Origin of the sequence: Belnapia rosea, from assembly GCF_900101615.1 — a bacterium.
GTDB classification, from domain to species: Bacteria; Pseudomonadota; Alphaproteobacteria; order Acetobacterales; family Acetobacteraceae; genus Belnapia; species Belnapia rosea.
The window spans coordinates 1-20,931 of record NZ_FMZX01000004.1; the positions used below are offsets into that span (position 1 = coordinate 1).

Below are 20,931 nucleotides of genomic sequence, written 5' to 3' on the forward strand. Positions count from 1 at the left end.
CACGTCGATAGGCCGCAGGTCGAAGTCGGGTAACCGACGCAGCCGAGCGGTCCTAATCGCCCGATAGAGCTCCTCCCACCACACCAACGCCGCTGTCCCCCCCAAAGGGCCAGCACCGCACGCAGCACCAAGCCGCGCCCATACCCACAAACCTCTACACCCAACCAACCATGCCATCACTCAGGATCCGGTTCGGTGGCCCGGTGGTCATCGCGGGGATGATACACCCGATCCCATCCCGAACTCGGACGTGAAACACCCCAGCGCCCATGATACTGCAGCTCAAGCTGCGGGAAAGTCGGTCGCCGCCGGGCCACCCAACCAGATCCTGAACAACCGTCACCATATAGCAAAGCAAAAGATGCGAAGGTTGCCTCGCGTTTTTGCGTTTGGCTTTTCTTAAACTGAGCAGAATCTCTTCGTTAATTATGGCGCCTCAGTGTCGCTGTGGCAGAGCCGCAGTGAGTTGGGTCACCAGCCTGGACGTATCAAAGCCACCATTGAACCAAAGCTGTCACGACGCCGTTCCCATCGCATTGGGAATGTGTTGAAGCCTATGCTTCACAGATAGTATATTCTTTGAGGCGAGTTATTCAGCCTTGGGCAAGCCGAAGAGCCGGCCCCAATAGATCAAGGCGGCCGTCTCTGCTCCTGCCGCCCGCAGCCCGCCCCAAAGCGCTACCGCGATGCTGTCGAGCACGGGAATGCCTGTCTCGCTCTCTAAGGCCGGTACCGCCCCAGCCCCGCGGAAATTGGTGCAGTGGATGGCAATCGCCTCCGGCCCAGCCGCCGCCACCTCCCGCACCAGCTGGGCGACCAGCGATTCAGGATGCTCAGCGAAGCTGAAATTCCCAGGATCTTCGAGATGCCGTTCGGCAACGCAATCGAGCCCAGCGGCTGCCCATCGTGCCAGGATCGCCTGCTGCACCGCCCCGAGATAGGGCGTGACGAGGCCGATCCGTCGTACCCCCAACAGGTCCAACGCCTCCATCAGCGCCATGGTCGCAGTCACTGCCGGAATGCCGGTTGCCTCCGTAATGGCGGCGCACATCGCCCGATCCTGCTCGAGCCCCAGCCAAGCGCCCGAGGTGCCGTTCCAGCAAATGGCATGCACCTTGGCATCGGCCAGGAGCCCGGCTGCCTCCAGCATCGGGCCGAGGTCGAACTGCGCGCGGGAGTCCGCGCCGAGATCGATGGCGAGCACGCGGATGCGGGCAAAATGCGCCGTCACCCCAGGCATGTCCGCCAGCATCGCCGCTGTCATCGGCTCCAGCACGGTGTTGGAGGAGGGGGTGAGCATGCCAAGGCGAATGGAACGGTCCATCTCGGAATGGTCGGGCCTGCGGCAGCCATGGTCAACCGCCACCTCGCATTGCTCTCCGCGCCCGGCCCGCCCATGCTCCCGCTGAACGCCGTTCACGAGGAGACGCCACCATGCCCGGTGTGCCCGATATCCGCCCCCGCGCGACCTGGGAAGCCTTGGCCCAGGACCCCTCCGCCACGCTGATCGATGTCCGCACCGATGCGGAATGGAATTTCGTTGGCCTGCCGGACATCGCCGAGACAGGGAAGCAGCTGTTGCTGATCCCCTGGCAGGTCTATCCCTCGATGCAGGTGAACGGCGCCTTCGCCGAGCATCTGCGCAAAGCCGGGCTGACGGCCGAGAGCCGGCTCTACTTCATCTGCCGCTCCGGCGTGCGGAGCCTCGCAGCCGGGCAGGCGGCGCAGGCAGCCGGCTTCCCGCATGCCTTCAACGTCGCGGACGGGTTCGAGGGTCCGCCAGATGCGGAAGGGCATCGCGGCCAAGTGGCCGGCTGGAAGGCCGAAGGCCTGCCCTGGCGCCAACGATAAGGAGGACCGACATGACACCCTTGCCCCTTGCGACCGAATTTCTTTTCCGCGCCGTGTTGACGGTTGGTGCGCCACAGGCCGTCGGCGCCACGCGCAGCGGCGACCTGCGGGTCATCCCCGTTACCGGCGGCAGCATCAGCGGCCCGGCGCTGAACGGGGAGGTGCTGCCCGGTACGGCGGCCGACTGGCTGCGCGTCGACCCGGACGGCACCGCGCATATGGATGTGCGCCTGACCATCAAGACGACCGAGGGTCATATCGTCTTCATGCATTACAGCGGCATCCGCACCGCAAAGCCCGAGGTGCTGGCGCGTCTGAACGCTGGCGAGGCGGTCGACACCGCGGATTACTATTTCCGTACTGCCATCCGCTTCGAGACCGGTGCCGCACCTTTGGCTTGGCTGACGCGCATCCTGGCTGTCGGCGTCGGCCAACGTCCCCCGGCCGGACCGACCTACGACGTCTATGCCGTGAAGTAGGCTACCTTCGGCCGGCAATTTGCCGGTTTTCCAACCGGCTCAGCAGTCGCACCACCGGCCAGAGCAGAAGGAAATAGACCACTGCGGCGGCCATGATGGGCGTCGCGTTGTAGGTCACGCTCTGCGCCTGCCGGGCCTGGAAGAGCAGTTCCGGGAGCGCCACCACCGAGGCGATGGAGGTGAGCTTCACCACCTCCAGCGTGTTGCTGATGAGGTCGGGCAGCACGTTCCGCATCGCCTGGGGCAGCACGACATGGGTCATGGCCTGCCCACCCGTCAGCCCGGTCGAGCGCGCCGCCTCAACCTGACCATGCGGCACGCTCTCGATGCCGGCGCGCAGGATCTCGCCGTAATAGGCGCCGGTGTTGAGAAAGAAGCCGATGGCGACCGCCGTCAGTGCCGAGACCTCGAGCCCGGCGAAGGGCAGCCCCGCATAGACGAAGACCAGCAGCACCAGCGGCGGCAGCGACCGAAACAGGTCCACCCAGGCGATCAGCGGCCAGCGCACCCAGCGACTGCGCGCCGTGCCAAGCAAGGCCAGGATCACGCCGCCGAGGAAGCCGAGCGGCACCACGACAACCGAGAGCAGCAGCGTATTCAGGAGCCCGGCCCAGAGAATGGGCCAGGCCTGCTGCAGGATCTCGATCGAGAAAAAAGCCTGCAGGAAGTCATCGATGCTCATGGTTCAGCGGCCATGCGATTCACGTTCCGGTCTTCCGCAATCGCATGGCTCACCGCTTCCAGGCAAAGCGTGTTTCGACCCAGCGGCCGAGGATCACGACGGGCAGGAACAGCACGAGATAGGCGATGGCGCCCAGGGTCAGGGGCGTCGGGTTGAAACTGAAGGAGACGCCGGCCTGGGCCGCGCCAAGGATCTCCGGCACCGCGACGACGCTCGCCAGCGCCGTGCCCTTGGTGATGGCGATGGTGCGGTTGGTCAGCGGCGGCACCACCATGCGCAGCGCCTGGGGCAGTACCACCAGCGAGAAGGTGGGGAAGAAGCCGAGGCCGGTGCTGCGCGCGGCTTCCCATTGTCCCTTGGGCACGGCGGTGATGCCGGCCCAGAAGATCTCCTCGGTGAAGGCCATCAGCACCAGGGACAGAGAGAGCCAGGCCGCGGCGAAGCCGGAGAGGGAAAGCCCCGCCGCTGGCAAGCCGAAATAGAGCAATGCGATGACGACGAGCGGCGGCAGCGCCCGGAACAGGTCGACGACGAAGATGATCAACCAGTTCAGCGGCCGGATGCCGAGGCTCCTCAGTACCGCCAGCGCCAGCCCGGCCGCGACGCCGGCGAGGATGATGCAGCCGGCCAGCAGGATAGTGAGCCAGAAGCCCTCAACGATCTTCGGCAGGTATTCCGCCGCGACGCGCGCATTGAAGAAGCTGTCGAGGAAGCGATCCCAATTGGTCATGCTCAATGCCGGCTGATCTGGCCGATGAAGGCGCGCGTCCGCTCCTGCTGGGGATTGCCGAAGATGGCCTCGGGCTGGCCTTCCTCGACGATACGCCCCCCATCCATGAACACCACGCGGTCGGCGGCGGCGCGGGCGAAGCCCATCTCGTGGCTGACCACCACCATGGTCATGCCGCTCTCGCGCAGCTCCCGCATCGCCGCCAGCACGCCGCCGACCAGCTCCGGGTCGAGCGCCGAGGTCGGCTCGTCGAAGAGCATGACGCGCGGCTCGAGCGCGATGGCGCGGGCTATGGCGACGCGTTGCTGCTGACCGCCGGAGAGTTGGCCCGGGTAATGCCCGGCGCGGTCCGCCAGGTGAACGCGCTCCAGCGCCCGCCGGGCCTTGTCCTCAGCCATCGCCCGCGGCAGGCCCTGCACCTTGCGGAGCGCGAGCGCGACATTCCCGAGCGCCGTCATATGCGGGTAGAGGTTGAAAGCCTGGAAGACCATCCCGATCCGCTGCCGCGCCTTGTTGATATCCGTGCGGCGGTCGAGGATGTCGATGCCGTCCACGGTGATGGCGCCACCGCTCGGTTCCTCCAGCCGGTTGAGGCAGCGCAGCAGCGTCGACTTGCCCGAGCCGCTTGGCCCGATGACGAAGACCAGCTCGCGCTCATGGACCGCGAGATCGACGCCCTTCAACACATGCAGGGCGCCGAAATGCTTGTGGATGCCGCGCGCCTCGACGATCGGCCCCGTTGCTTTGGGCATCGTCACCCGCAGGCCGCCCGGCTCGGCGTGGCGTCGTAGCCAGGGAGGCCGGGCGGTCCGTAGCCGGGGAAGGCAACGCGCTCGGCATCCTCCTCCTTTGGTGCGGCCCCGAACCACTTCTCCGAAAGGCGGGCGACGGTGCCATCCTTCTTCAGGCACTCGATCGCCTCCTCGAGTTGCGCGCGCATCGCGGTGTTGTCCTGTCGCACCGGAGTCGCCCAGTGGAAGCGCGTGCCGGGGAGGACGAAATCGGCGATGAATTGCGGCGTGCGCGAAGCCGAATACTTGATGACCGTATTGCCCGAGAGGTTGGCATAGGCGCGGCCCTGCAGCACCGCCTGCACCGCATCCGGCTGGGTGTCGAAGGCGAGCAGCGTCAGGCCCAGCCGCTCCGCATTGTTGCGGACCCATTGTTCATAGGGCGTGCCTTTGTTCACGCTGATCGTCTTGCCGCGCAGTTCCTCTTCTGATCGAATCGGCGTGGCGCCGCGCTTGATGCCGAATTGCAACTCGGTCCAGAGGTAACCCTCGGTGAAGAGCAGGCTCTGGGCGCGCTCCTGCGTCACCGTCACCGGGGCGCAGAGGAAGTCGTAGCGGCCGGCATTCATCGCCGGGATCAGGCCGGAGAAGCTGGCGCTGTCGACCACCAGCTGCCGGTTAAGCCGCTTCGCCACCTCGGCGAAGAGATCGACCTGGAAGCCCTGCACGCCGCCTTGCAGGCTCGGGAAGGCATGTGGGGCGAAGGTGCCGTCCACGGCGCAGCGCAGCGGTGGCTGGCTGGTATTCGCCGGACCTACCGTAGTCTGAGCAAGGACGGGCGTGGCAAACAGGCCGGCGCCCAGCAGGGCGGCGAGGACGGGACGGATCATGGCAGGGTGCTCCCGGGCGGCTGGCGTCGGCCGGGACGATCCTGCATTCATCGCCTCAGCGCAACCTGCCACCCTGCCATGAAATCGCCCCATCGCCGGCCAGAAGCTGCCAAGGCCAGGGTGTTCCTATAGTCGCACGGGCCGCATGGCCCAGGATGAATGGAGCCCCTAAGCATGCAACGGATCGCCTGCAGCCTGATCGGAGCCTCGATGGCCTTGATCTCTGCCCTGGTCGCCCTGCTGCTGTCTGATGCCTTGTCCCCGGGCCGTCTGCCGCCGATGCTGGCCTTCTGGGCGGCCTGTGGCGCTGGCGGCATGCTGATCGCGGGGCTGATGATGCTGGAGCGCACCAGCCGGGACCGCCACCCGGTCCCGGCCCTCTACGGCCGCTGAGGCCGTCGCGGCACGGCTCAGAACGCCATCTGGGACCGCAGCCCGATCGTGTGGAAGCGGTCGCCGATCTGCTGGGTACCGGCGGTGTTCAGCCGGTCCACGTTGACAATGTTCCAATCGAGCATGAAGCGCAGGAAGTTGGTCGGGTACCAGGACAGGCCCAGGCCCACCACCTCCTGCCGGCCGCCATAGACGCCGCCGGTCGTCGTCTGCGCCCGGCCGCGGGTGACCTTGTCGTTCAGGTCGGCGACGCTGTAGCGCGCCATCAGCTCCCAGGCACCCCAGCCGCCGCCGCGGAAGTCGAAGGGGTGCTTGGGGCTGGGCCGGCCAAAGGCGGCGGAGGAGGTGCTGTAGCGCCGCGGCTCGCCGGTCATGACCCAGCTCGCCTCGACATAGCCGCCATCAAAGGTCAGGTCGGGCCGCAACGCGCCGCTGGCCTGGGCCTGTTCCACGTTGATCTGCTGGTACTCGCCCTGCAACATGAAGTTGCGCCAGCGCACGCCGAACTCAGGCCCCCAGGTGCTGGCATGGTCGGCCGGCAGGTTCCCGGTGTCGATCAGCCGCGTGGAAGGATCGCCGGCGCGCCATTCCGGCCGGTCACGCAGGCGGAGCGTCTGGCCGTCTGCCTGCCGCCGCAGGTCGAAGGCGTAGGAGCCGGTGAGGCCGAGATGCAGGTCAGTATCGGCATCGGTATAGGGCCGGCCGGCCACGCGGCCGACGAAGCCGGTTTGCCCGCTGGTGGCCTGGTTGCTGCTGTTCGAGCCGGCGACGTCGCCGGTGAGGTAGCCGGCGGCAAACCAGCGGCTTGCCGCCCAGCGCCCGCCGACCGAGGCACGGCTGTCGCCGGCCACGATGTTGCGAGCGATCTCCATGATGCTCGGCCGCTCGAGGAGCAGGAAGTCGTTCGAGCTCATGGAGTCGGCCAGGCCATAATACGGCTTGTAGTAGCCGACCGTCAGCGCCAGCGGCCGGATCGGGGTCCAGGTGAGGTTGGCCTCGTAGAGCGACGGCGTGCCGTCGGGCGAGCCGCCGAAATCAGGCGTCACGCTCAGCAGCAGGTCGTCGTACTTGAAGCCGAAGAACAGCCGGCCGCGGCGGAGGTTCTCGCCGAAGGAGTTGAGCCGCGGCGCTCCCGCGGTGCGGTCGCCCTGGATGGCGCCGCCGATGTCGTACTGGAATTGCGCGCCCAGATAGGCGCTGAAGCGGCCGTCGGCGGAGGTGATGGTCGGCCGGTTGCTCGGGAAGCCGATGCGCACCTGGTCGGCCGGCGGCTGCCCGGTGAGGCGCGGCGCGGCCTCGATCTGGCGCTGCGTGGTCTCGACCTGACGCTGCGCGGCCTGCGCCTCGGAGCGGGCCTGCGCGGCGTCCTGCTTGGCCGCGCGGGTCTCGGTCTCGCGCACCTGCATGTCGCGCCGCATGCGGGTCAGCTCGCCCTGCAACGACCGGATCTGCCGCTCGATCGCTTCCATCCGGGCGGCATCCTGCGCCAGGGCGGGCGGTGCCGCCAATGCCAGGAGAACCCCACCGGCCACCATAATTCGGGCCTTCCGCATCATCCATAACCCCCAAGCCATGCGGTGGCGGACCATGCCGCTGCCGTATAGCTGGCGGATGACGCTCGGGTTTCAGGACGAATACAACCTTCATCGGAACGGATGAAGACGCCCGCCCGGATTCTACTGTTCGGCGACATCCGGATAAAGCGAGCGCAGTCCCGCCTCGCTTGCCTCACAGCGGCCACGCTCGGTGATCAGGCCGGTGACGAGCCGCGCCGGCGTCACATCGAAGGCCGGGTTGGCGGCCGGACTGCCCTCGGCCACTACCCGCACCGTCTCGATCCGGCCATCCGCAGTGCGGCCGGTGAGGTCCGTCACCTCCACCCCGTCTCGCTCCTCGATCGGGATCTCGGCGATGCCATCCCGGACCCGCCAGTCGAGCGTCGAATGCGGCAGCGCCACCCAGAAGGGGATGCCATTGTCCCGCGCCGCAAGCGCTTTCAGATAGGTGCCGATCTTGTTCGCCACATCGCCCTGGCGTGTGACACGGTCGGTGCCGACGATGCAGATATCGACCTCGCCATGCTGCATCAGATGCCCACCGGCATTGTCGGCAACGACCGTGTGCTTCACGCCATGCGCGCCGAGTTCGAAGGCCGTCAGCGCCGCGCCCTGGTTGCGGGGTCGGGTTTCATCCACCCAGACGTGCACATCGTGTCCGGCATCGTGGGCCATGTAGATCGGAGCGAGCGCCGTGCCCCAGTCGACGGTCGCCAGCCAGCCGGCATTGCAGTGGGTCAGGACATTCACCTTGCCCTTGCGCTCGGCGATCTCGGCCAGCAGCGGCAGGCCGTTCTCGCCGATGCGGCGACAGGTCTCGGCATCGTCATCGGCGATGGCGGCGGCTTCGGCATAGGCAGCGGCAGCGCGCGCCTCGACCGGCAGGTTGTGCAGCTTGGCCCGCTGGCGGTCGAGCGCCCAACGCAGGTTGATGGCGGTGGGCCGCGTGGCATTGAGGGTCGGCAGCACCTGGTCGAGGCTCGCCGGATCGGCCCGCATCGCCAGCGCCACGCCATAGGCTGCGACGGCGCCGATCAGGGGGGCGCCGCGTACCTGCATCGAGCGGATGGCATGCGCCGCCTCCTCCCAATTGGTCAGTCGGAGGATGTCGACCGACCATGGCAGCCGGGTCTGGTCGAAGAGGCGGACGGACCAGCCATCCTCCGGGTCCACCCAGACGCTGCGATAGGGGGTGCCGTTGATCTTCATCGAAAGAGGTTCCCGAATCGGGCGCTAGAGTAAACTCCGACCGGGTGGAAGCACCTGATCAGAGGTATTGGCTCGGTCAAACAACAAGCTGGAGCGGCTTCCGAAAGTCCATGCGACCGGAAAACCTTTAGATACGCTGGTGCAGGGCACAAACCAGGGTGAAGAGCCGCCGGGCCGTCTCGAAATCCAGCCCGATCCGGCCCTTGAGCCGCTCTTCCAGCAGCGTTGCGCCCTCGTTGTGCAGGCCACGCCGGCCCATATCGATCGCCTGGATGCGGGCCTCATGCCCGCCTTCGGTCACCGCCTGCTCGTGGCTCTGGACGATGAGGTGATAGTCCTTGATGAGCCGCCGGAAGGGACCGAGGGCGAGCGCCACGGCCCGTACCGGCTCCTCCGCTTCGTCGCGGATATCGAAGACCAGCCTTCCGTCCCGCACGCAGAGATGGAGCACGAAGGGTCCGCCCGGGACACCGAGCGGGTCGAAGCTGTTGGTGGCAAGAAGGTCCTGCACGGCCTGACGACGGTCTGCCTCGGCATAGGCCGAGGGCAGCGGCGAGGCGTCCGGCAGGTCCAGCCTGGCGATCCGTCGCGGCTCGGGACCGGGTTCAGGCATTCCGGTCGGGCAGCCCGGTCACCGGAGGCGCCGCCATGGGGGGCGCCTTGGCCGGCGCCTCCTCATCCTCATCATCTATCGAAACGATTCCGAGCGTGCTCATCCACCCCACCACAGCGCCCTTGATAGGGCGAAGCAACAAGATGCAGAGGATGGTGAAGAGAGGCAACCAGACGACCATATGAACCCACATCGGCGGCTCATAAGCCTTCTCCACCCAGAAAACCGGCGGGACGAGCACATGGCCGACGAGGAAGATGGTGAAATAGGGCGGTGCGTCATCCGCCCGCAACCGGGCCAGCGGCGCATGGCAGTTGCTGCATTCCGGCACCAGCGAGAGATAGCCGGCAAAAACCTTTCCGACACCGCAATAGGGGCAGCGGTTGCGGACGCCACGTCCGAGGGCGGTGCCGAGTGGCGCCGGCACGAAGTGGCGCGGCGGAGCGTTGCCGGAAGTCGTCGCGTCCCAACGCATCGGGATGTCCTTTTCCATGCCGGGGAAGCGCCGCAGCACCCTCCTGCGTTCCCAATCCTGGCATCCTGCCGCCGGAACGGTCCCGACCAGCCGGGAACCGCCCCCTGCCCGAAGCTGTTCCCTGCGCAGAGAACACGGGAGACCCATCATGGCAAGCAGTGCCCAGGACATCTACATCACCGGCCTCAAGAACGCGCACGCCCTCGAGGTTCAGGCCATGCAGCTGCTAGAGCGGCAGGTGGAGCGGGTCGAGAACTATCCCGAGATGGCTGCCCGCATGAAGTCGCATATCGAGGAGAGCCGCGTCCAGTCCCAGCGCCTGGAGCAGATTCTCGAGCGGCTTGGCACCAGCCACTCCGCGCTGAAGGATTTCGGCACGGGGCTGATGGGCAACCTCGCTGCCATGGCGCATGCGCCGATGCAGGATGAGATCCTGAAGAACACCTTCGCCAACTACGCCTTCGAGCATTTCGAGATCGCCTCCTACCGGGCGCTCATGGAGATGGCGCAGGCGGCGGGCGACCAGCAGGGCATTGGCTTGCTGCAGCAGAGCCTCCAGGAGGAGGTGAAAATGGCCGAGTTCATCGGTGAGAACCTGCCGCAGACCGTCCAGCGCTACATCCAGCTCGAGACCAGCGGGCAGAAGTCGGGAATCTGACGGCCCCGCTTTAGTTAGGCTCTGGTTCGGAACGGCCCCGCTTTAGTTAGGCTCTGGTTCGGATTGGCAGGGGGCGGTGGCCAGCAGCGCCATCGCCCCTGCTGCCGCACAGGGCTCGATCACCGGCAGCCCTGCTGCATCCTCTGCTGCGGCGACATGCCCGGCCATGCCGGTGCAGCCCAGAATGATTGCCTTGGCCCCGGTCGAAGCCAGGGCCTTTGCCGCCTCGCGAATGCGCGTGCGCGGTGCCTTCGGATCGGTCAGCACCTCCATCGGCAGGTCGAGCGGGCGCCAGCCAGCGAGCTGCTGCTCTACCCCCATCGCGCGCAGGGCAAGGCGCTGCCGTGCCTCACTCGCAGCAACGAAGCCGACCACCCCGAAGCGCTCCGCACGGGTCAGCGCCGCAGCAACGGCGCAACGGAACATCCCGAGCACCGGCCGGGGCGTTACGCTGCGCACCGCATCCAGACCAGGATCGGAGACGCAGGCGATCACATAGGTCGCCGCCGCCTCCCGCTCCACCAGCCGGCAGAGCGGCTCGGCAACTACATGCCAGTCACGCCAGCTGGCGATCGCTGGTGGCCCATCCTCCAGCCGCACCACCTCAAACCGCCCGAGTGCGCCGAAGGGTGCCAGCGCCGCTGCGATCCCCTGAGTGCAGGAGAGCGAGGAGTTCGGGTTGATGACCAGGATGCGGCCAGGCCTGCTCACAGCATCTGTCCGCCATCGACGATGACGGTCTGCCCCGTCACCCAGCCGGCCAGCGGGCTCGCCAGGAACAGGGCGACATTCGCCACCTCTTCCGGCGTTCCCATGCGGCCGAAGGGGATGCTGCCGAGGATGGAATTATAGAGCTTGGGGTCGGACGTCCGCCGCGCCTCCCAGGAACCGCCCGGAAATTCGATCGAGCCCGGCGCCACCGCATTCACCCTGATGCCCTTCGGCGCATACATCGCCGCCTGGGAGGATGTGTAATTGATGAGCAGCGCCTTCACCGCCGCATAGGCCGGCGTGCGCGTCGAGGGCCGGTAGCCCGAGATGGAGGAGACGTTGAGGATGCTGCCCCGCGACGTCTCGAGAAAGGGCAGGGCGGTGTGGGTGGCGCGGACCGTCGCCATCACATCCACCGAGAGGCCGAGCGCCCAGCCCTCCTCGGTATCCGGCCCGCCGAAGCCGCTGGCATTGTTCACCAGCACGTCGATGCCGCCGAGTGCCTCGGCCGCCGCGGCCACATAGGCCTTCACCGCTGGCCCATCGCCAAGATCGCAGGATGCCGCATGTGCCTTGACGCCGAGAGCGGCCAACTCCGCCCGCGTCGACTCCAGCGGTCCGGCGCCCCGGGCACAGATCGAGACGGCGGCGCCACCCTCCGCGAAGCCGAGCGCGATGGCGCGGCCGATGCCCCGGCTGCCGCCGCACACCACCACCCGCTTGCCCTTGAAATCGAACATGGTCCGTTCCTCCTGCTGGCGCGGCAGGCTGGCGAAGCCTGGGCGGCAGGGCAAGTCCCCGGTAGCAGGGCTGGCAGCGGGACTTGATACCGGCGCCGGTACGGGCATGTCTTGCCGTCATGCCCCTTCCTTTGCCCTTTCTCTCCCGCGCCCCCCGCATCGCCCTGGTGCGGCTACAGGGTACCATCACCCCACGCCCGGGCTTCGGAGGTGGGATGAGCCTTGCCTCCGTGGCACCGGCGCTCGACCGGGCCTTCGGACTGAAGCGGGCGGCTGCGGTCTTCCTCGTCATCAACTCGCCCGGCGGTTCGCCGGTGCAGTCGAGCCTGATCGCCGGGCATATCCGCCGGCTGGCCGAGGAGAAGAAGCTGCCTGTGGTCGCCTGCGTCGAGGATGCCGCCGCCTCCGGCGGCTACTGGATTGCCTGCGCGGCCGACGAGATCGTGGCGGACCCAGCCTCCATCCTCGGCTCCATCGGCGTCATCGCCGCCGGCTTCGGCTTCGAGGGGGCGATGCAGCGCCTCGGCATCGAGCGGCGCATGCATACGGCAGGCAGAGAGAAGAGCTTCCTCGACCCCTTCGGCCCGGAACGGCCCGAGGATATCGCCCGGCTGGAGACCTTGCTGCAGGAGCTGCACGAGGAATTCCGCGGCTGGGTCCGCACGCGCCGGGGCGAGCGGCTGAAGGCTCCGGCCGAGGAGCTTTTCACCGGCCGCTTCTGGCCCGGCAGGCGGGCGGTGGAGCTTGGCCTCGCCGACCGCCTTGGCGACGCGGCGGGGGAGGCGAAGCGGCGCTTCGGCTCCAAGGCACGGCTGGTGCCCATTGGTGGCCGTCGCCCCTCGCTGCTGCGGCGCCTGCTGCCCGGCCTGTCGGCTGAGGCACTGATCGCCGCGGCGGAAGAACGCGCCGCCTGGGCCCGGCTCGGCCTCTAGGACTCGACCTGCCGGATCCAGTCCGCGAGATTGTAATAAGTGGTCACGCGGGTGATGCGCCCTTCCGCCAGGGTGAAGAAGGCCCCGGCCGGCAGGCTGTAGCGCTGGCCACGGGCCTCCGGCAGGCCGGAATCGTTGGCCAGGTATTCGCCTTCCACCATGAACTCCGCTGCGGCGCGGGTGCCCGTGCCGTCCACCATCACGGTGAGGTCGCGGATCTCCTCGCGGTAGCAGGCATCCATATGGGCGAGGAAGGCACGGAAGGCCTCGCGCCCGGTCTGGCGTCGCCCCTGGTTCACGTCATGGGCCACGTCCTCGGCCAGCAGCGCCAGCATGGCCGGGCGATCGCCGGCGGCGAAGGCAGCGTAGTAGCCCCGGATCACGCTTTCGGTTTCGGTCATCGAATCATCCGCTCCCTCAGGTAGGGCCACTATGTTCGCGAGCGGTGCCGTGGCAAAAGGCGCCGCATGCAGAGCCTGGCCGCCCCACCCCTTCGCCCGAAGCCGCCGAGCTTCCAGGACATCATCCTTCGCCTGCATGCCTTCTGGTCGGCCCAGGGCTGCCTGATCCTGCAGCCCTACGACATGGAGGTGGGTGCCGGCACCTTCCACCCCGCGACGACGCTGCGGGCCCTGGGCCCCAAGCCCTGGAAGGCGGCCTATGTGCAGCCGAGCCGCCGCCCCTCCGATGGGCGCTATGGGGAGAACCCCAACCGGCTGCAGCACTACTACCAATACCAGGTGATCCTGAAGCCGAGCCCGCGCGACCCGCAATCCCTGCTGCTCGACAGCTATCGGGCGCTCGGGATGGACCCCAAGGTCCATGATTTCCGCTTCGTCGAGGATGACTGGGAGAGCCCGACGCTTGGCGCCTGGGGCCTCGGCTGGGAGGTCTGGTGCGACGGGATGGAGGTGACGCAGTTCACCTATTTCCAGCAGGTCGGCGGCATCCCCTGCGCCGTGCCCTGCTGCGAGCTGACCCTCGGCCTCGAGCGGCTGGCCATGTACCTCCAGGGCAAGGACAGCATCTACGACCTCGACTTCAACGATGACGGGGTCAAGTACGGTGAGGTCTTCCTCCGCGCAGAGCGCGAATACAGCGCGCATAATTTCGAATTCGCCGATGTGCCGATGCTGTTCCGGCATTTCGAGGATGCCGAGAAGGAATGCGCCGCGCTGCTGGCGCAGGGGCTGGCGCTGCCCGCCTATGACCAGTGCATCAAGGCGAGCCACCGCTTCAACCTGCTCGATGCCCGGGGCGCCATCAGCGTCACCGAGCGCGCGGCCTATATCGGCCGGGTCCGGGCCCTGGCGCGCGGGTGCTGCGAGGCGTGGCTGAAGGGGGAGGGGTAGGATGGCCCGCATGCGGACCGACGTGAAAGCGGCGCTGTAACCGATGCCTGAATTGCTGATCGAGTTGTTCTCCGAGGAGATCCCGGCCCGCATGCAGGCGCGGGCCGCGGAGGATTTCGCCCGACTGCTGCAGGCCGAAATGCGCGCCCTGATGCCCGAGGCGCCGCGCCCGCTCTCCGGCCCCCGCCGCATCGCGGTGGTGGGCGAGATGGCCGCCCGCGCCGAGACGCCTGGCAAGGAGGAGCGGGGCCCACGCCGCAGCGCCCCGCCGCAGGCGCTGGAGGGCTTCCTCCGCAAGCACGGCGCGACGCGGGACCAGCTGAAGGAGGAAGGCGACTTCTGGGTGCTCGCCAAACCGGGCGAGGTGACGCTGGCCGAGGATCTCCTCGCCCGCGCTGTGCCCGCCGTGCTGCGCGGCTTCCCCTGGCCGAAATCCATGCGCTGGGGCAGCAGCGACTTCGCCTGGGTGCGCCCCCTGCAGCGCGTGCTCTGCCTCCTCGATGGCAGGCCGGTGCGCTTTCCGCTGGCCCATGGCGAGGATGCGGTGCATGGAATCGTTGCCGGCGATCTCACCGAGGGCCATCGGATCCTGGCGGGAACGGAGCCCTTCGCCGTCGCCTCCTCCGCTGAATACGTCGCGGGGCTGCGCGCCCGCTTCGTCGTCGCCGATGCGGCGGAGCGGGAGCGGCTGATCGATGCCGGCATCGCCGACCTCGCGGCACGGGAGGGGCTGGAGGTGGTGCCCGACCGTGGGCTGCTGGCCGAGGTGGCGGGGCTGGTCGAATGGCCGGTGCCGCTGCTCGGCTCCATCGACGCCGCCTTCATGGACCTGCCCCCCGAGGTCATGCGCACCACCATGCGGGTGAATCAGCGCTACTTCGCGCTGCGCACCCCGGACGGGCGGGCGGCACCGCGTTTCGCGCTGGTCGCCAACATCATCCCGGCCGATGGTGGGGCGACCATTGTCGCCGGCAATGAGCGGGTGCTGCGCGCGCGCCTGGCTGATGCGCGCTTCTTCTGGGACCAGGACCGGAAGCAGCGGCTGGAGGACTTCCTCCCGAAGCTCGAAAATGTCGTCTTCCACGCGAAGCTTGGCACCCAGGGCGAGCGGGTACGGCGGCTGGAGAGGCTGGCGGGGTTGATCGCGCCGTATGTCGGCGCCGACCCGGCGCTGGCCGCCCGTGCCGGCAAGCTGGCCAAGGCGGACCTCGCCACGGGAATGGTTGGCGAATTCCCCGAGGTCCAGGGCATCATGGGCCGCTACTACGCCCTGGCCGATGGCGAGGACGTGCGCATCGCCGAGGCGATCGGCGGGCATTACCGGCCGCTCGGCCCTGGGGATGCCGTCCCGGTGGAGCCGGTGGCGGTGGCGGTGGCACTGGCGGACAAGCTCGACCAGCTCACCGGCTTCTTTGCGGTGGGCGAGCGGCCGACCGGCTCGGGCGACCCCTTCGCGCTGCGGCGGGCGGCGCTTGGCATCATCCGCATGATCCGCGAGGGTGGGCTGCGGCTCGGCCTCCTGGGGTTGATCGGGGAGGCCTTCTTCGGCTTCCCCCAGGCAACGGGCAGCACCGCCAACCCGGAATTCGGCATGGCCGTCGCGGCCGAGACGCTGAATGCCGGCTGGCAGCCGCCGCCGGGCGGGGATCACCCTCCGATGGTGACCGCCTTCGCCGCCGGGCTGCTCGACTTCCTCACCGACCGCCTTCGCGTGCAGCTCCGCGCCGAAGGCGCCCGCCACGATTTGGTCGCCGCCATCTTCGGCGCCACGCCGGATGACGACCTCGTCCGCCTGCTCGCCCGCGCCGCGGCGCTCGAGACCATGCTGGCGACGCCGGACGGTGCCAACCTGCTGGCCGCCTACAAGCGCGCCGCCAACATCCTCCGCATCGAGACGCGGAAGGATGGGCCGCATGACGGGCCGGTAGATCCCTCGCTGCTGGTGCTGCCCGCCGAGGCGGCGCTGGCCGAGGCGGTCGAGGCCCGCTCGGCCGAGGCGGCCTCAGCCAGCGCGGGGGAGGATTTCCTCGCCGCCATGGGGGCGCTCGCCGCCCTGCGCGAGCCGCTCGACGCCTTCTTCGAGACCGTAGTCGTGAACGACCCGGAGGCGAAACTGCGTGGCAACCGGCTGCGTTTGCTCAGCCGCCTCTGCGCCGCCATGGAGGCGGTCGCGGACTTCTCAAAAATCGAAGGTTGAATTGGCCCCGGAATGGCACACTCTGGCCCAAGGCCATAAGCCATCCGGCGCCCTGTCGCCGTCGTCAACACAAGGAACTCGCCCGTGAGCAAGTGGGTCTACAGCTTCGGTGCCGGCCATAACGAAGGCAAGGCCGAGATGCGCAACCTGCTCGGCGGCAAGGGTGCCAACCTGGCCGAGATGGCCAGCATCGGCCTGCCCGTGCCGCCCGGCTTCACCATCACCACCGAGGTTTGTACCTACTACTACGATCACGGCAAGCAGTACCCGCAGGAGCTGAAGGACCAGGTAACCGCCGCGCTCGGCCTGGTGGAACAGGCCGTCGGCATGCGCTTTGGCGACAACAAGACGCCGCTGCTCGTCTCCGTCCGCTCCGGCGCCCGTGTCTCCATGCCGGGTATGATGGACACGGTCCTGAACCTTGGGCTGAACGACGAGACCGTGGATGGCCTCGCCGCCGCCTCAGGCGACCCGCGCTTCGCCTGGGACAGCTACCGCCGCTTCATCCAGATGTTCGGCAGCGTCGTGCTCGGCGTCGACCACCACCGCTTCGAGGAGATCATCGAGGAGGTGAAGATCAGCCGCGACGTCCACGAGGACACGCAGCTCACTGCCGACGACTGGAAGACCGTGGTTACCGGCTACAAGGAGATGGTGGCCCAGGTCACCGGTAAGCCCTTCCCGCAGGACCCCGAGGCGCAGCTCTGGGCCGCGATCGGCGCCGTCTTCGGCTCCTGGATGAATGCGCGGGCCAACACCTATCGCCGCCTGCACGACATCCCGGCCAATTGGGGCACGGCGGTCAACGTCCAGGCCATGGTCTTCGGCAACATGGGCGAGGACTGTGCGACCGGCGTCTGCTTCACCCGCGACCCCTCGACGGGCGAGAACATCTTCTACGGCGAGTACCTCATCAACGCCCAGGGCGAGGACGTGGTGGCCGGCATCCGCACGCCGCAGCCCATGGCGCAGCTCAAGGCGAAGCCGGGCGAGCGCAGCATGGAGGTCGCCATGCCGAAGGCCTATCAGGAACTCGTCGCGGTTCGCGCCAGGCTCGAGCAGCACTATGCGGACATGCAGGACATCGAGTTCACGGTGCAGCAGAACAAGCTGTACATGCTGCAGACCCGCAACGGGAAGCGCACCGCCGCCGCCTCGCTCAAGATCGCCGTCGACATGGCTCGCGAGGGGCTGATCGACCAGACCGAGGCCATCAAGCGGGTGAACCCCTCGGCCCTCGACCAGCTGCTGCACCCGACGCTCGACCCGAAGGCGCCGCGCAAGCTGCTCGCCAAGGGCCTACCGGCAAGCCCGGGTGCTGCCAGCGGCGCCGTGGTCTTCTCGGCCGATGAGGCGGAAGTGCGGGCCGCCAAGGGCGAAGCCGTGATCCTCGTCCGCATCGAGACCAGCCCGGAGGACATCCACGGGATGCATGCGGCGCGTGGCATCCTGACGACGCGCGGCGGCATGACCAGCCATGCGGCGGTGGTCGCCCGCGGCATGGGCCGGCCCTGCGTCGCCGGTGCTGGCGGCGTGACCGTGGACTATTCCTCGCAGATGCTCATGGCTGGCGGCCAGACCATCCGCGGCGGCGAGATCATCACCCTCGACGGCGCCACGGGCGAGATCTTCATCGGCCCCGTCGCCATGGTGGAGCCGCAGCTTTCCGGCGACTTCGCCACGCTGATGGAATGGGCCGATGGCGTGCGCCGCCTGAAGGTGCGCACCAATGCCGAGACGCCGCTCGATGCCGACACGGCGCGGAAATTCGGCGCCGAGGGCATTGGCCTCTGCCGCACCGAGCACATGTTCTTCGACCCGCAACGCATCGGCGCGGTGCGGCAGATGATCATGTCGGAAACCGAGCAGGGGCGGCGCGAGGCGCTCTCCCGCCTGCTGCCCTTCCAGCGGGCCGACTTCATCGAGCTGTTCCGCATCATGGCCGGGCTGCCGGTGACGATCCGCCTGCTCGACCCGCCGCTGCACGAATTCCTGCCGCATAGCCAGGCGGAGATCGCCGAGGTGGCGGTCTCGCTCGGCACCGACCCGGTGACCATGCAGCGCCGTGCGGCCGACCTGTCGGAAGCGAACCCGATGCTTGGCCATCGCGGCTGCCGCCTCGGCATCTCCTACCCGGAGATCTACGAGATGCAGGCCCGCGCCATCTTCGAGGCGGCGGTCGCCACCGCAAAGGAAACGGGCGCCGCCCCGGTGCCGGAGATCATGATCCCCCTCGTCGCCACCCGGCGTGAGCTGGAGATCACCCGCGCGCAGGTCGACAAGGTGGCGAAGGAAGTCTTCACCGAGACCGGCCAGACCATCGAGTACTACGTCGGCACCATGATCGAGCTGCCGCGCGCCGCGCTGACAGCCGACAAGATCGCCGAGGTCGCCGACTTCTTCAGCTTCGGCACCAACGACCTGACGCAGACGACCTTCGGCCTCTCGCGCGACGACGCCGGCAAATTCCTGCCGCTCTATGTCGAGAAGGGCATCCTGCCGAAGGACCCCTTCGTCTCGATCGACCCGGAGGGTGTCGGCGCGCTGGTGAAGATCGCCAAGGAGAAGGGGAGGGCGGTGAAGAGCGACCTCAAGCTCGGCATCTGTGGCGAGCATGGCGGCGACCCGGCCTCGATCCAGTTCTGCGAGGAGGCTGGCCTCGACTACGTCTCCTGCTCGCCCTACCGCGTCCCCGTGGCCCGGCTGGCAGCGGCCCAGGCGGCGCTATCGGGCGGCAGCGACCGCACGGCCTGAACCTTGGCCGCTCCAGGCCGGGTCTCGGCCTGGAGCGGCAAGCCAGAGAGGAGCAGAACTCCTCTCGGTCAGGTATCCTGTGGCCCGCCTTGCCTGCTTGCCAGTGCATAAGGCAGCGGGGCGAAGCTTCTGAGCCTGGCTTCCACCGCCGCGAAGGCGCTGCGCCCCGCTGCCGTGAGCGGGGCGTCAGGCGTCGTGGTGCGATGGGCCAGGTAGCGGGCGACGCTGCCGGCGCCCCGACGATGGGCCGCGGCGACCAGCCCCGCCTCGGTCAGCGGCACCGGCTGCCCGTCAAGGCCGGTGACTGTGCTGCCGGCTTGGGCAAGGCTGCCATTGTGATCGAGTAGCTGCTCCGTCCGGCGGAGATAGGCGGCCATGGCAGCCTCCTGTGCCGGGGCGCTTCCCAGGAAATCCGCATCGGAGCGGACGCCGTTCCGGGCGGCGGTCGCCGTCCAGGCGCCGTTCGCATCCTGCCAGCCGAGATCCCGCAGCGCCTGAGGCGTGAGCTGGTACCGCCCAAGCGCGCCGGAGGCCGGGTTGCGAGCGCCCAGCCCCTGGCCCGGTGCATGGGCGCTGCTCTCGGCCAGCGCGATGCGGGCCTGGAAGGCGTTCCCGGCGGAGTCAGGCAGGCGCATTGGCGCAGCCAGGCGCGCAGGCGGCCCGGCTCCCTCCATGGCGCGGGCCATGGCTTGCTTGAAGGCATCTGCCTTGGCCGGCCGCTGCGGCTTACCGCCTGCCAGCGCGCCGACGGCGAGAATGCCCGAGGTCTTCTCCATCCCCGCAGCATGGTCCCGCATCCCTTAACCGACCGTTCCACCCGCCACGGGCAACTCGCGCCCGGGCCCACCCGTTGGCCGGAGCACGGAGGACCCCCGACATGCCCGACGAACAGAACACCCCCCAGCCGAAGCAGCGCCAGGATCGCCAGCCCGGCATCGAGTCCGAGATGACGCCGCAGCCCCAGGACCGGATGGAGAATTGGCGCGCCAGCGGCAAGCTCACTGGCAAGACCGCTGTCGTGACCGGCGGCGACTCCGGCATCGGCCGCGCGGTGGCCATCGGCTTCGCCAAGGAAGGCGCCGATGTCGTCATCCTCTACAAGGATGAGCATGAGGATGCGGCCGAGACGCGCCGCCATATCGAGGCGGCCGGGCGCCGTTGCGCCGCCATCGCCGGCGATATCGGCGACCGCGACTTCGTGCACCGTGCGGTGGATGAGGCGGCGCAAGCACTTGGCGGACGTATCGACATCCTCGTCAACAATGCCGCCGAGCAGCATATCAGCAAGGATTTCGCCGAGATCCCCGAGGATCAGGTGGAGCGCACCTTCCGGACCAACATCCTCGGCATGTTCTGGGTGACGCGGGCGGCGCTGAAGCACATGCCGGCCGGTGGCGCCATCATCAACACCACCTCGATCACCGCCTACAAGGGCAGCCCGGGGTTGATCGACTATGCCTCCACCAAGGGGGCGATCCTCGCCTTCACCCGCAGCCTGTCGCAGCAACTCTATCAATCGCGGCAGATCCGGGTGAATGCGGTGGCGCCGGGCCCGATCTGGACGCCGCTGATCCCGGCGAGCTTCGACGAGGAAAGCACGGCCAAGCACGGCGAATCCTCAGGCATGGGTCGCGCCGGCCAGCCCGATGAATGCGCGCCGAGCTACATCTTCCTCGCCGCCGAAAGCGACAGCAGCTATATCAACGGCCAGGTGCTGCACCCGAATGGCGGCACGGTCGTGAACGGCTGAGGCGGTGGCCGATCGGGCCATATCCCGATCGGCCTTTCCTCAATCCTCGCGGATGTTGGTGACGAGCGGGACGAAAGGCACGTCCCGCCCATTCTGCAGCCGCAACCCGCGCGCTATCGCCCTCTGGGTCGCGAGGCGGGAGCAGGGAGCTACCTGGCCCGCACCTCCTCAATGGCATCGATGGTGCCGGCATGGGTGCAGTAGCGGGCCGGGCCACCTCAGGAGGAC

22 protein-coding genes and 1 rRNA gene are annotated in these 20,931 nt (G+C 68.2%); 10 read left to right on the forward strand and 13 right to left on the reverse strand.

Going from position 1 to position 20,931, the window contains the following annotated elements; genetic code table 11:
• Nucleotides 1–199: 199 nt before the first annotated feature.
• Nucleotides 200–314 (forward strand): 5S ribosomal RNA (gene rrf / locus BLR02_RS10390).
• 275 nt (nt 315–589) lie between these two features.
• Here the strand turns inward: rrf and BLR02_RS10395 are convergent.
• Complete coding sequence (locus BLR02_RS10395) at nt 590–1,324, reverse strand: maleate cis-trans isomerase family protein (protein WP_176849491.1); 735 nt, start codon at nt 1,322–1,324, stop codon at nt 590–592.
• 110 nt (nt 1,325–1,434) lie between these two features.
• Here BLR02_RS10395 and BLR02_RS10400 point away from each other — a divergent pair, with 110 nt between their 5' ends.
• Together BLR02_RS10400 and BLR02_RS10405 are read left to right on the forward strand one after the other, a co-directional pair.
• Nucleotides 1,435–1,851, forward strand: coding sequence for a rhodanese-like domain-containing protein (locus BLR02_RS10400; protein WP_090570313.1), 417 nt, complete (start codon nt 1,435–1,437; stop codon nt 1,849–1,851).
• An 11-nt stretch (nt 1,852–1,862) separates the two neighbouring features.
• On the forward strand, nt 1,863–2,330 hold the full coding sequence (locus tag BLR02_RS10405; RefSeq protein WP_090570316.1) for a DUF3237 domain-containing protein: 468 nt from the start codon (nt 1,863–1,865) through the stop codon (nt 2,328–2,330).
• A 1-nt stretch (nt 2,331) separates the two neighbouring features.
• Here BLR02_RS10405 and BLR02_RS10410 read toward each other — a convergent pair whose 3' ends face one another.
• The 4 genes from BLR02_RS10410 to BLR02_RS10425 are packed head-to-tail and all read right to left on the reverse strand — an operon-like array spanning nt 2,332 to nt 5,363.
• Nucleotides 2,332–3,012 carry an amino acid ABC transporter permease gene (locus tag BLR02_RS10410; RefSeq protein ID WP_245704728.1) on the reverse strand — a complete coding sequence of 227 codons (681 nt, stop codon included), beginning with the start codon at nt 3,010–3,012 and terminating at the stop codon, nt 2,332–2,334.
• 49 nt (nt 3,013–3,061) lie between these two features.
• Nucleotides 3,062–3,742, reverse strand: coding sequence for an amino acid ABC transporter permease (locus BLR02_RS10415; protein ID WP_090662897.1), 681 nt, complete (start codon nt 3,740–3,742; stop codon nt 3,062–3,064).
• A gap of 2 nt (nt 3,743–3,744) precedes the next feature.
• The gene (locus tag BLR02_RS10420) at nt 3,745–4,494 is read right to left on the reverse strand and encodes an amino acid ABC transporter ATP-binding protein (protein ID WP_090662899.1); all 750 of its coding nucleotides are present in this window, start codon (nt 4,492–4,494) and stop codon (nt 3,745–3,747) included.
• A 2-nt stretch (nt 4,495–4,496) separates the two neighbouring features.
• Nucleotides 4,497–5,363 carry a transporter substrate-binding domain-containing protein gene (locus BLR02_RS10425; RefSeq protein ID WP_090662901.1) on the reverse strand — a complete coding sequence of 289 codons (867 nt, stop codon included), beginning with the start codon at nt 5,361–5,363 and terminating at the stop codon, nt 4,497–4,499.
• 174 nt (nt 5,364–5,537) lie between these two features.
• Between BLR02_RS10425 and BLR02_RS10430 the strand changes: the two genes are divergently transcribed.
• A complete protein-coding gene (locus tag BLR02_RS10430) occupies nt 5,538–5,756 on the forward strand; it encodes a hypothetical protein (protein WP_090662903.1) in 219 nt (72 codons plus the stop codon).
• Between the two features lie 17 nt (nt 5,757–5,773).
• Here the strand turns inward: BLR02_RS10430 and BLR02_RS10435 are convergent, their stop codons facing one another.
• The 4 genes from BLR02_RS10435 to BLR02_RS10450 all read right to left on the reverse strand — a co-directional run bounded on the left by BLR02_RS10435 (nt 5,774) and on the right by BLR02_RS10450 (nt 9,648).
• Nucleotides 5,774–7,312, reverse strand: a complete 1,539-nt coding sequence (locus BLR02_RS10435) for a porin (protein WP_176849492.1) — start codon at nt 7,310–7,312, stop codon at nt 5,774–5,776.
• A gap of 120 nt (nt 7,313–7,432) precedes the next feature.
• Entirely contained in the window at nt 7,433–8,521 is a 1,089-nt protein-coding gene (gene mtnA / locus BLR02_RS10440) for an S-methyl-5-thioribose-1-phosphate isomerase (protein ID WP_090570335.1), read from the reverse strand.
• A 127-nt stretch (nt 8,522–8,648) separates the two neighbouring features.
• Nucleotides 8,649–9,134 carry a UPF0262 family protein gene (locus tag BLR02_RS10445; protein ID WP_090570337.1) on the reverse strand — a complete coding sequence of 162 codons (486 nt, stop codon included), beginning with the start codon at nt 9,132–9,134 and terminating at the stop codon, nt 8,649–8,651.
• A complete protein-coding gene (locus BLR02_RS10450) occupies nt 9,127–9,648 on the reverse strand; it encodes a DUF983 domain-containing protein (RefSeq protein ID WP_245704729.1) in 522 nt (173 codons plus the stop codon). Before BLR02_RS10450 ends, BLR02_RS10445 begins: the two co-directional genes overlap by 8 nt.
• A gap of 109 nt (nt 9,649–9,757) precedes the next feature.
• Between BLR02_RS10450 and BLR02_RS10455 the strand changes: the two genes are divergently transcribed.
• Complete coding sequence (locus tag BLR02_RS10455) at nt 9,758–10,267, forward strand: ferritin-like domain-containing protein (RefSeq protein ID WP_090570340.1); 510 nt, start codon at nt 9,758–9,760, stop codon at nt 10,265–10,267.
• 42 nt (nt 10,268–10,309) lie between these two features.
• Here BLR02_RS10455 and BLR02_RS10460 read toward each other — a convergent pair whose 3' ends face one another.
• On the reverse strand, nt 10,310–10,978 hold the full coding sequence (locus BLR02_RS10460; protein WP_090662905.1) for an aspartate/glutamate racemase family protein: 669 nt from the start codon (nt 10,976–10,978) through the stop codon (nt 10,310–10,312).
• Nucleotides 10,975–11,718, reverse strand: a complete 744-nt coding sequence (locus BLR02_RS10465; protein WP_218127583.1) for an SDR family NAD(P)-dependent oxidoreductase — start codon at nt 11,716–11,718, stop codon at nt 10,975–10,977. The genes BLR02_RS10460 and BLR02_RS10465 overlap by 4 nt, the downstream gene beginning before the upstream one ends.
• Before the next feature lie 119 nt (nt 11,719–11,837).
• Between BLR02_RS10465 and BLR02_RS10470 the strand changes: the two genes are divergently transcribed.
• The gene (locus BLR02_RS10470) at nt 11,838–12,650 is read left to right on the forward strand and encodes a S49 family peptidase (protein WP_090662907.1); all 813 of its coding nucleotides are present in this window, start codon (nt 11,838–11,840) and stop codon (nt 12,648–12,650) included.
• On the opposite strand, the gene BLR02_RS10475 is transcribed toward BLR02_RS10470, so the two are convergent.
• Complete coding sequence (locus BLR02_RS10475) at nt 12,647–13,051, reverse strand: ketosteroid isomerase-related protein (RefSeq protein WP_090662909.1); 405 nt, start codon at nt 13,049–13,051, stop codon at nt 12,647–12,649. The genes BLR02_RS10470 and BLR02_RS10475 overlap by 4 nt on opposite strands.
• A 66-nt stretch (nt 13,052–13,117) precedes the next feature.
• Here BLR02_RS10475 and BLR02_RS10480 point away from each other — a divergent pair, with 66 nt between their 5' ends.
• The 3 genes from BLR02_RS10480 to ppdK all read left to right on the forward strand — a co-directional run bounded on the left by BLR02_RS10480 (nt 13,118) and on the right by ppdK (nt 18,953).
• A complete protein-coding gene (locus tag BLR02_RS10480; RefSeq protein ID WP_090570354.1) occupies nt 13,118–14,002 on the forward strand; it encodes a glycine--tRNA ligase subunit alpha in 885 nt (294 codons plus the stop codon).
• A gap of 43 nt (nt 14,003–14,045) precedes the next feature.
• The gene (gene glyS, locus BLR02_RS10485; RefSeq protein ID WP_090662911.1) at nt 14,046–16,199 is read left to right on the forward strand and encodes a glycine--tRNA ligase subunit beta; all 2,154 of its coding nucleotides are present in this window, start codon (nt 14,046–14,048) and stop codon (nt 16,197–16,199) included.
• Between the two features lie 84 nt (nt 16,200–16,283).
• Nucleotides 16,284–18,953 (forward strand): pyruvate, phosphate dikinase, encoded by a 2,670-nt coding sequence (gene ppdK / locus BLR02_RS10490; RefSeq protein ID WP_090662913.1) that lies wholly within the window; start codon nt 16,284–16,286, stop codon nt 18,951–18,953.
• 68 nt (nt 18,954–19,021) lie between these two features.
• Here ppdK and BLR02_RS10495 read toward each other — a convergent pair whose 3' ends face one another.
• Nucleotides 19,022–19,729 carry a serine/threonine-protein kinase gene (locus tag BLR02_RS10495; protein WP_090662915.1) on the reverse strand — a complete coding sequence of 236 codons (708 nt, stop codon included), beginning with the start codon at nt 19,727–19,729 and terminating at the stop codon, nt 19,022–19,024.
• 101 nt (nt 19,730–19,830) lie between these two features.
• Between BLR02_RS10495 and BLR02_RS10500 the strand changes: the two genes are divergently transcribed.
• Entirely contained in the window at nt 19,831–20,703 is an 873-nt protein-coding gene (locus tag BLR02_RS10500) for an SDR family oxidoreductase (protein WP_090662917.1), read from the forward strand.
• Nucleotides 20,704–20,931: the final 228 nt, after the last annotated feature.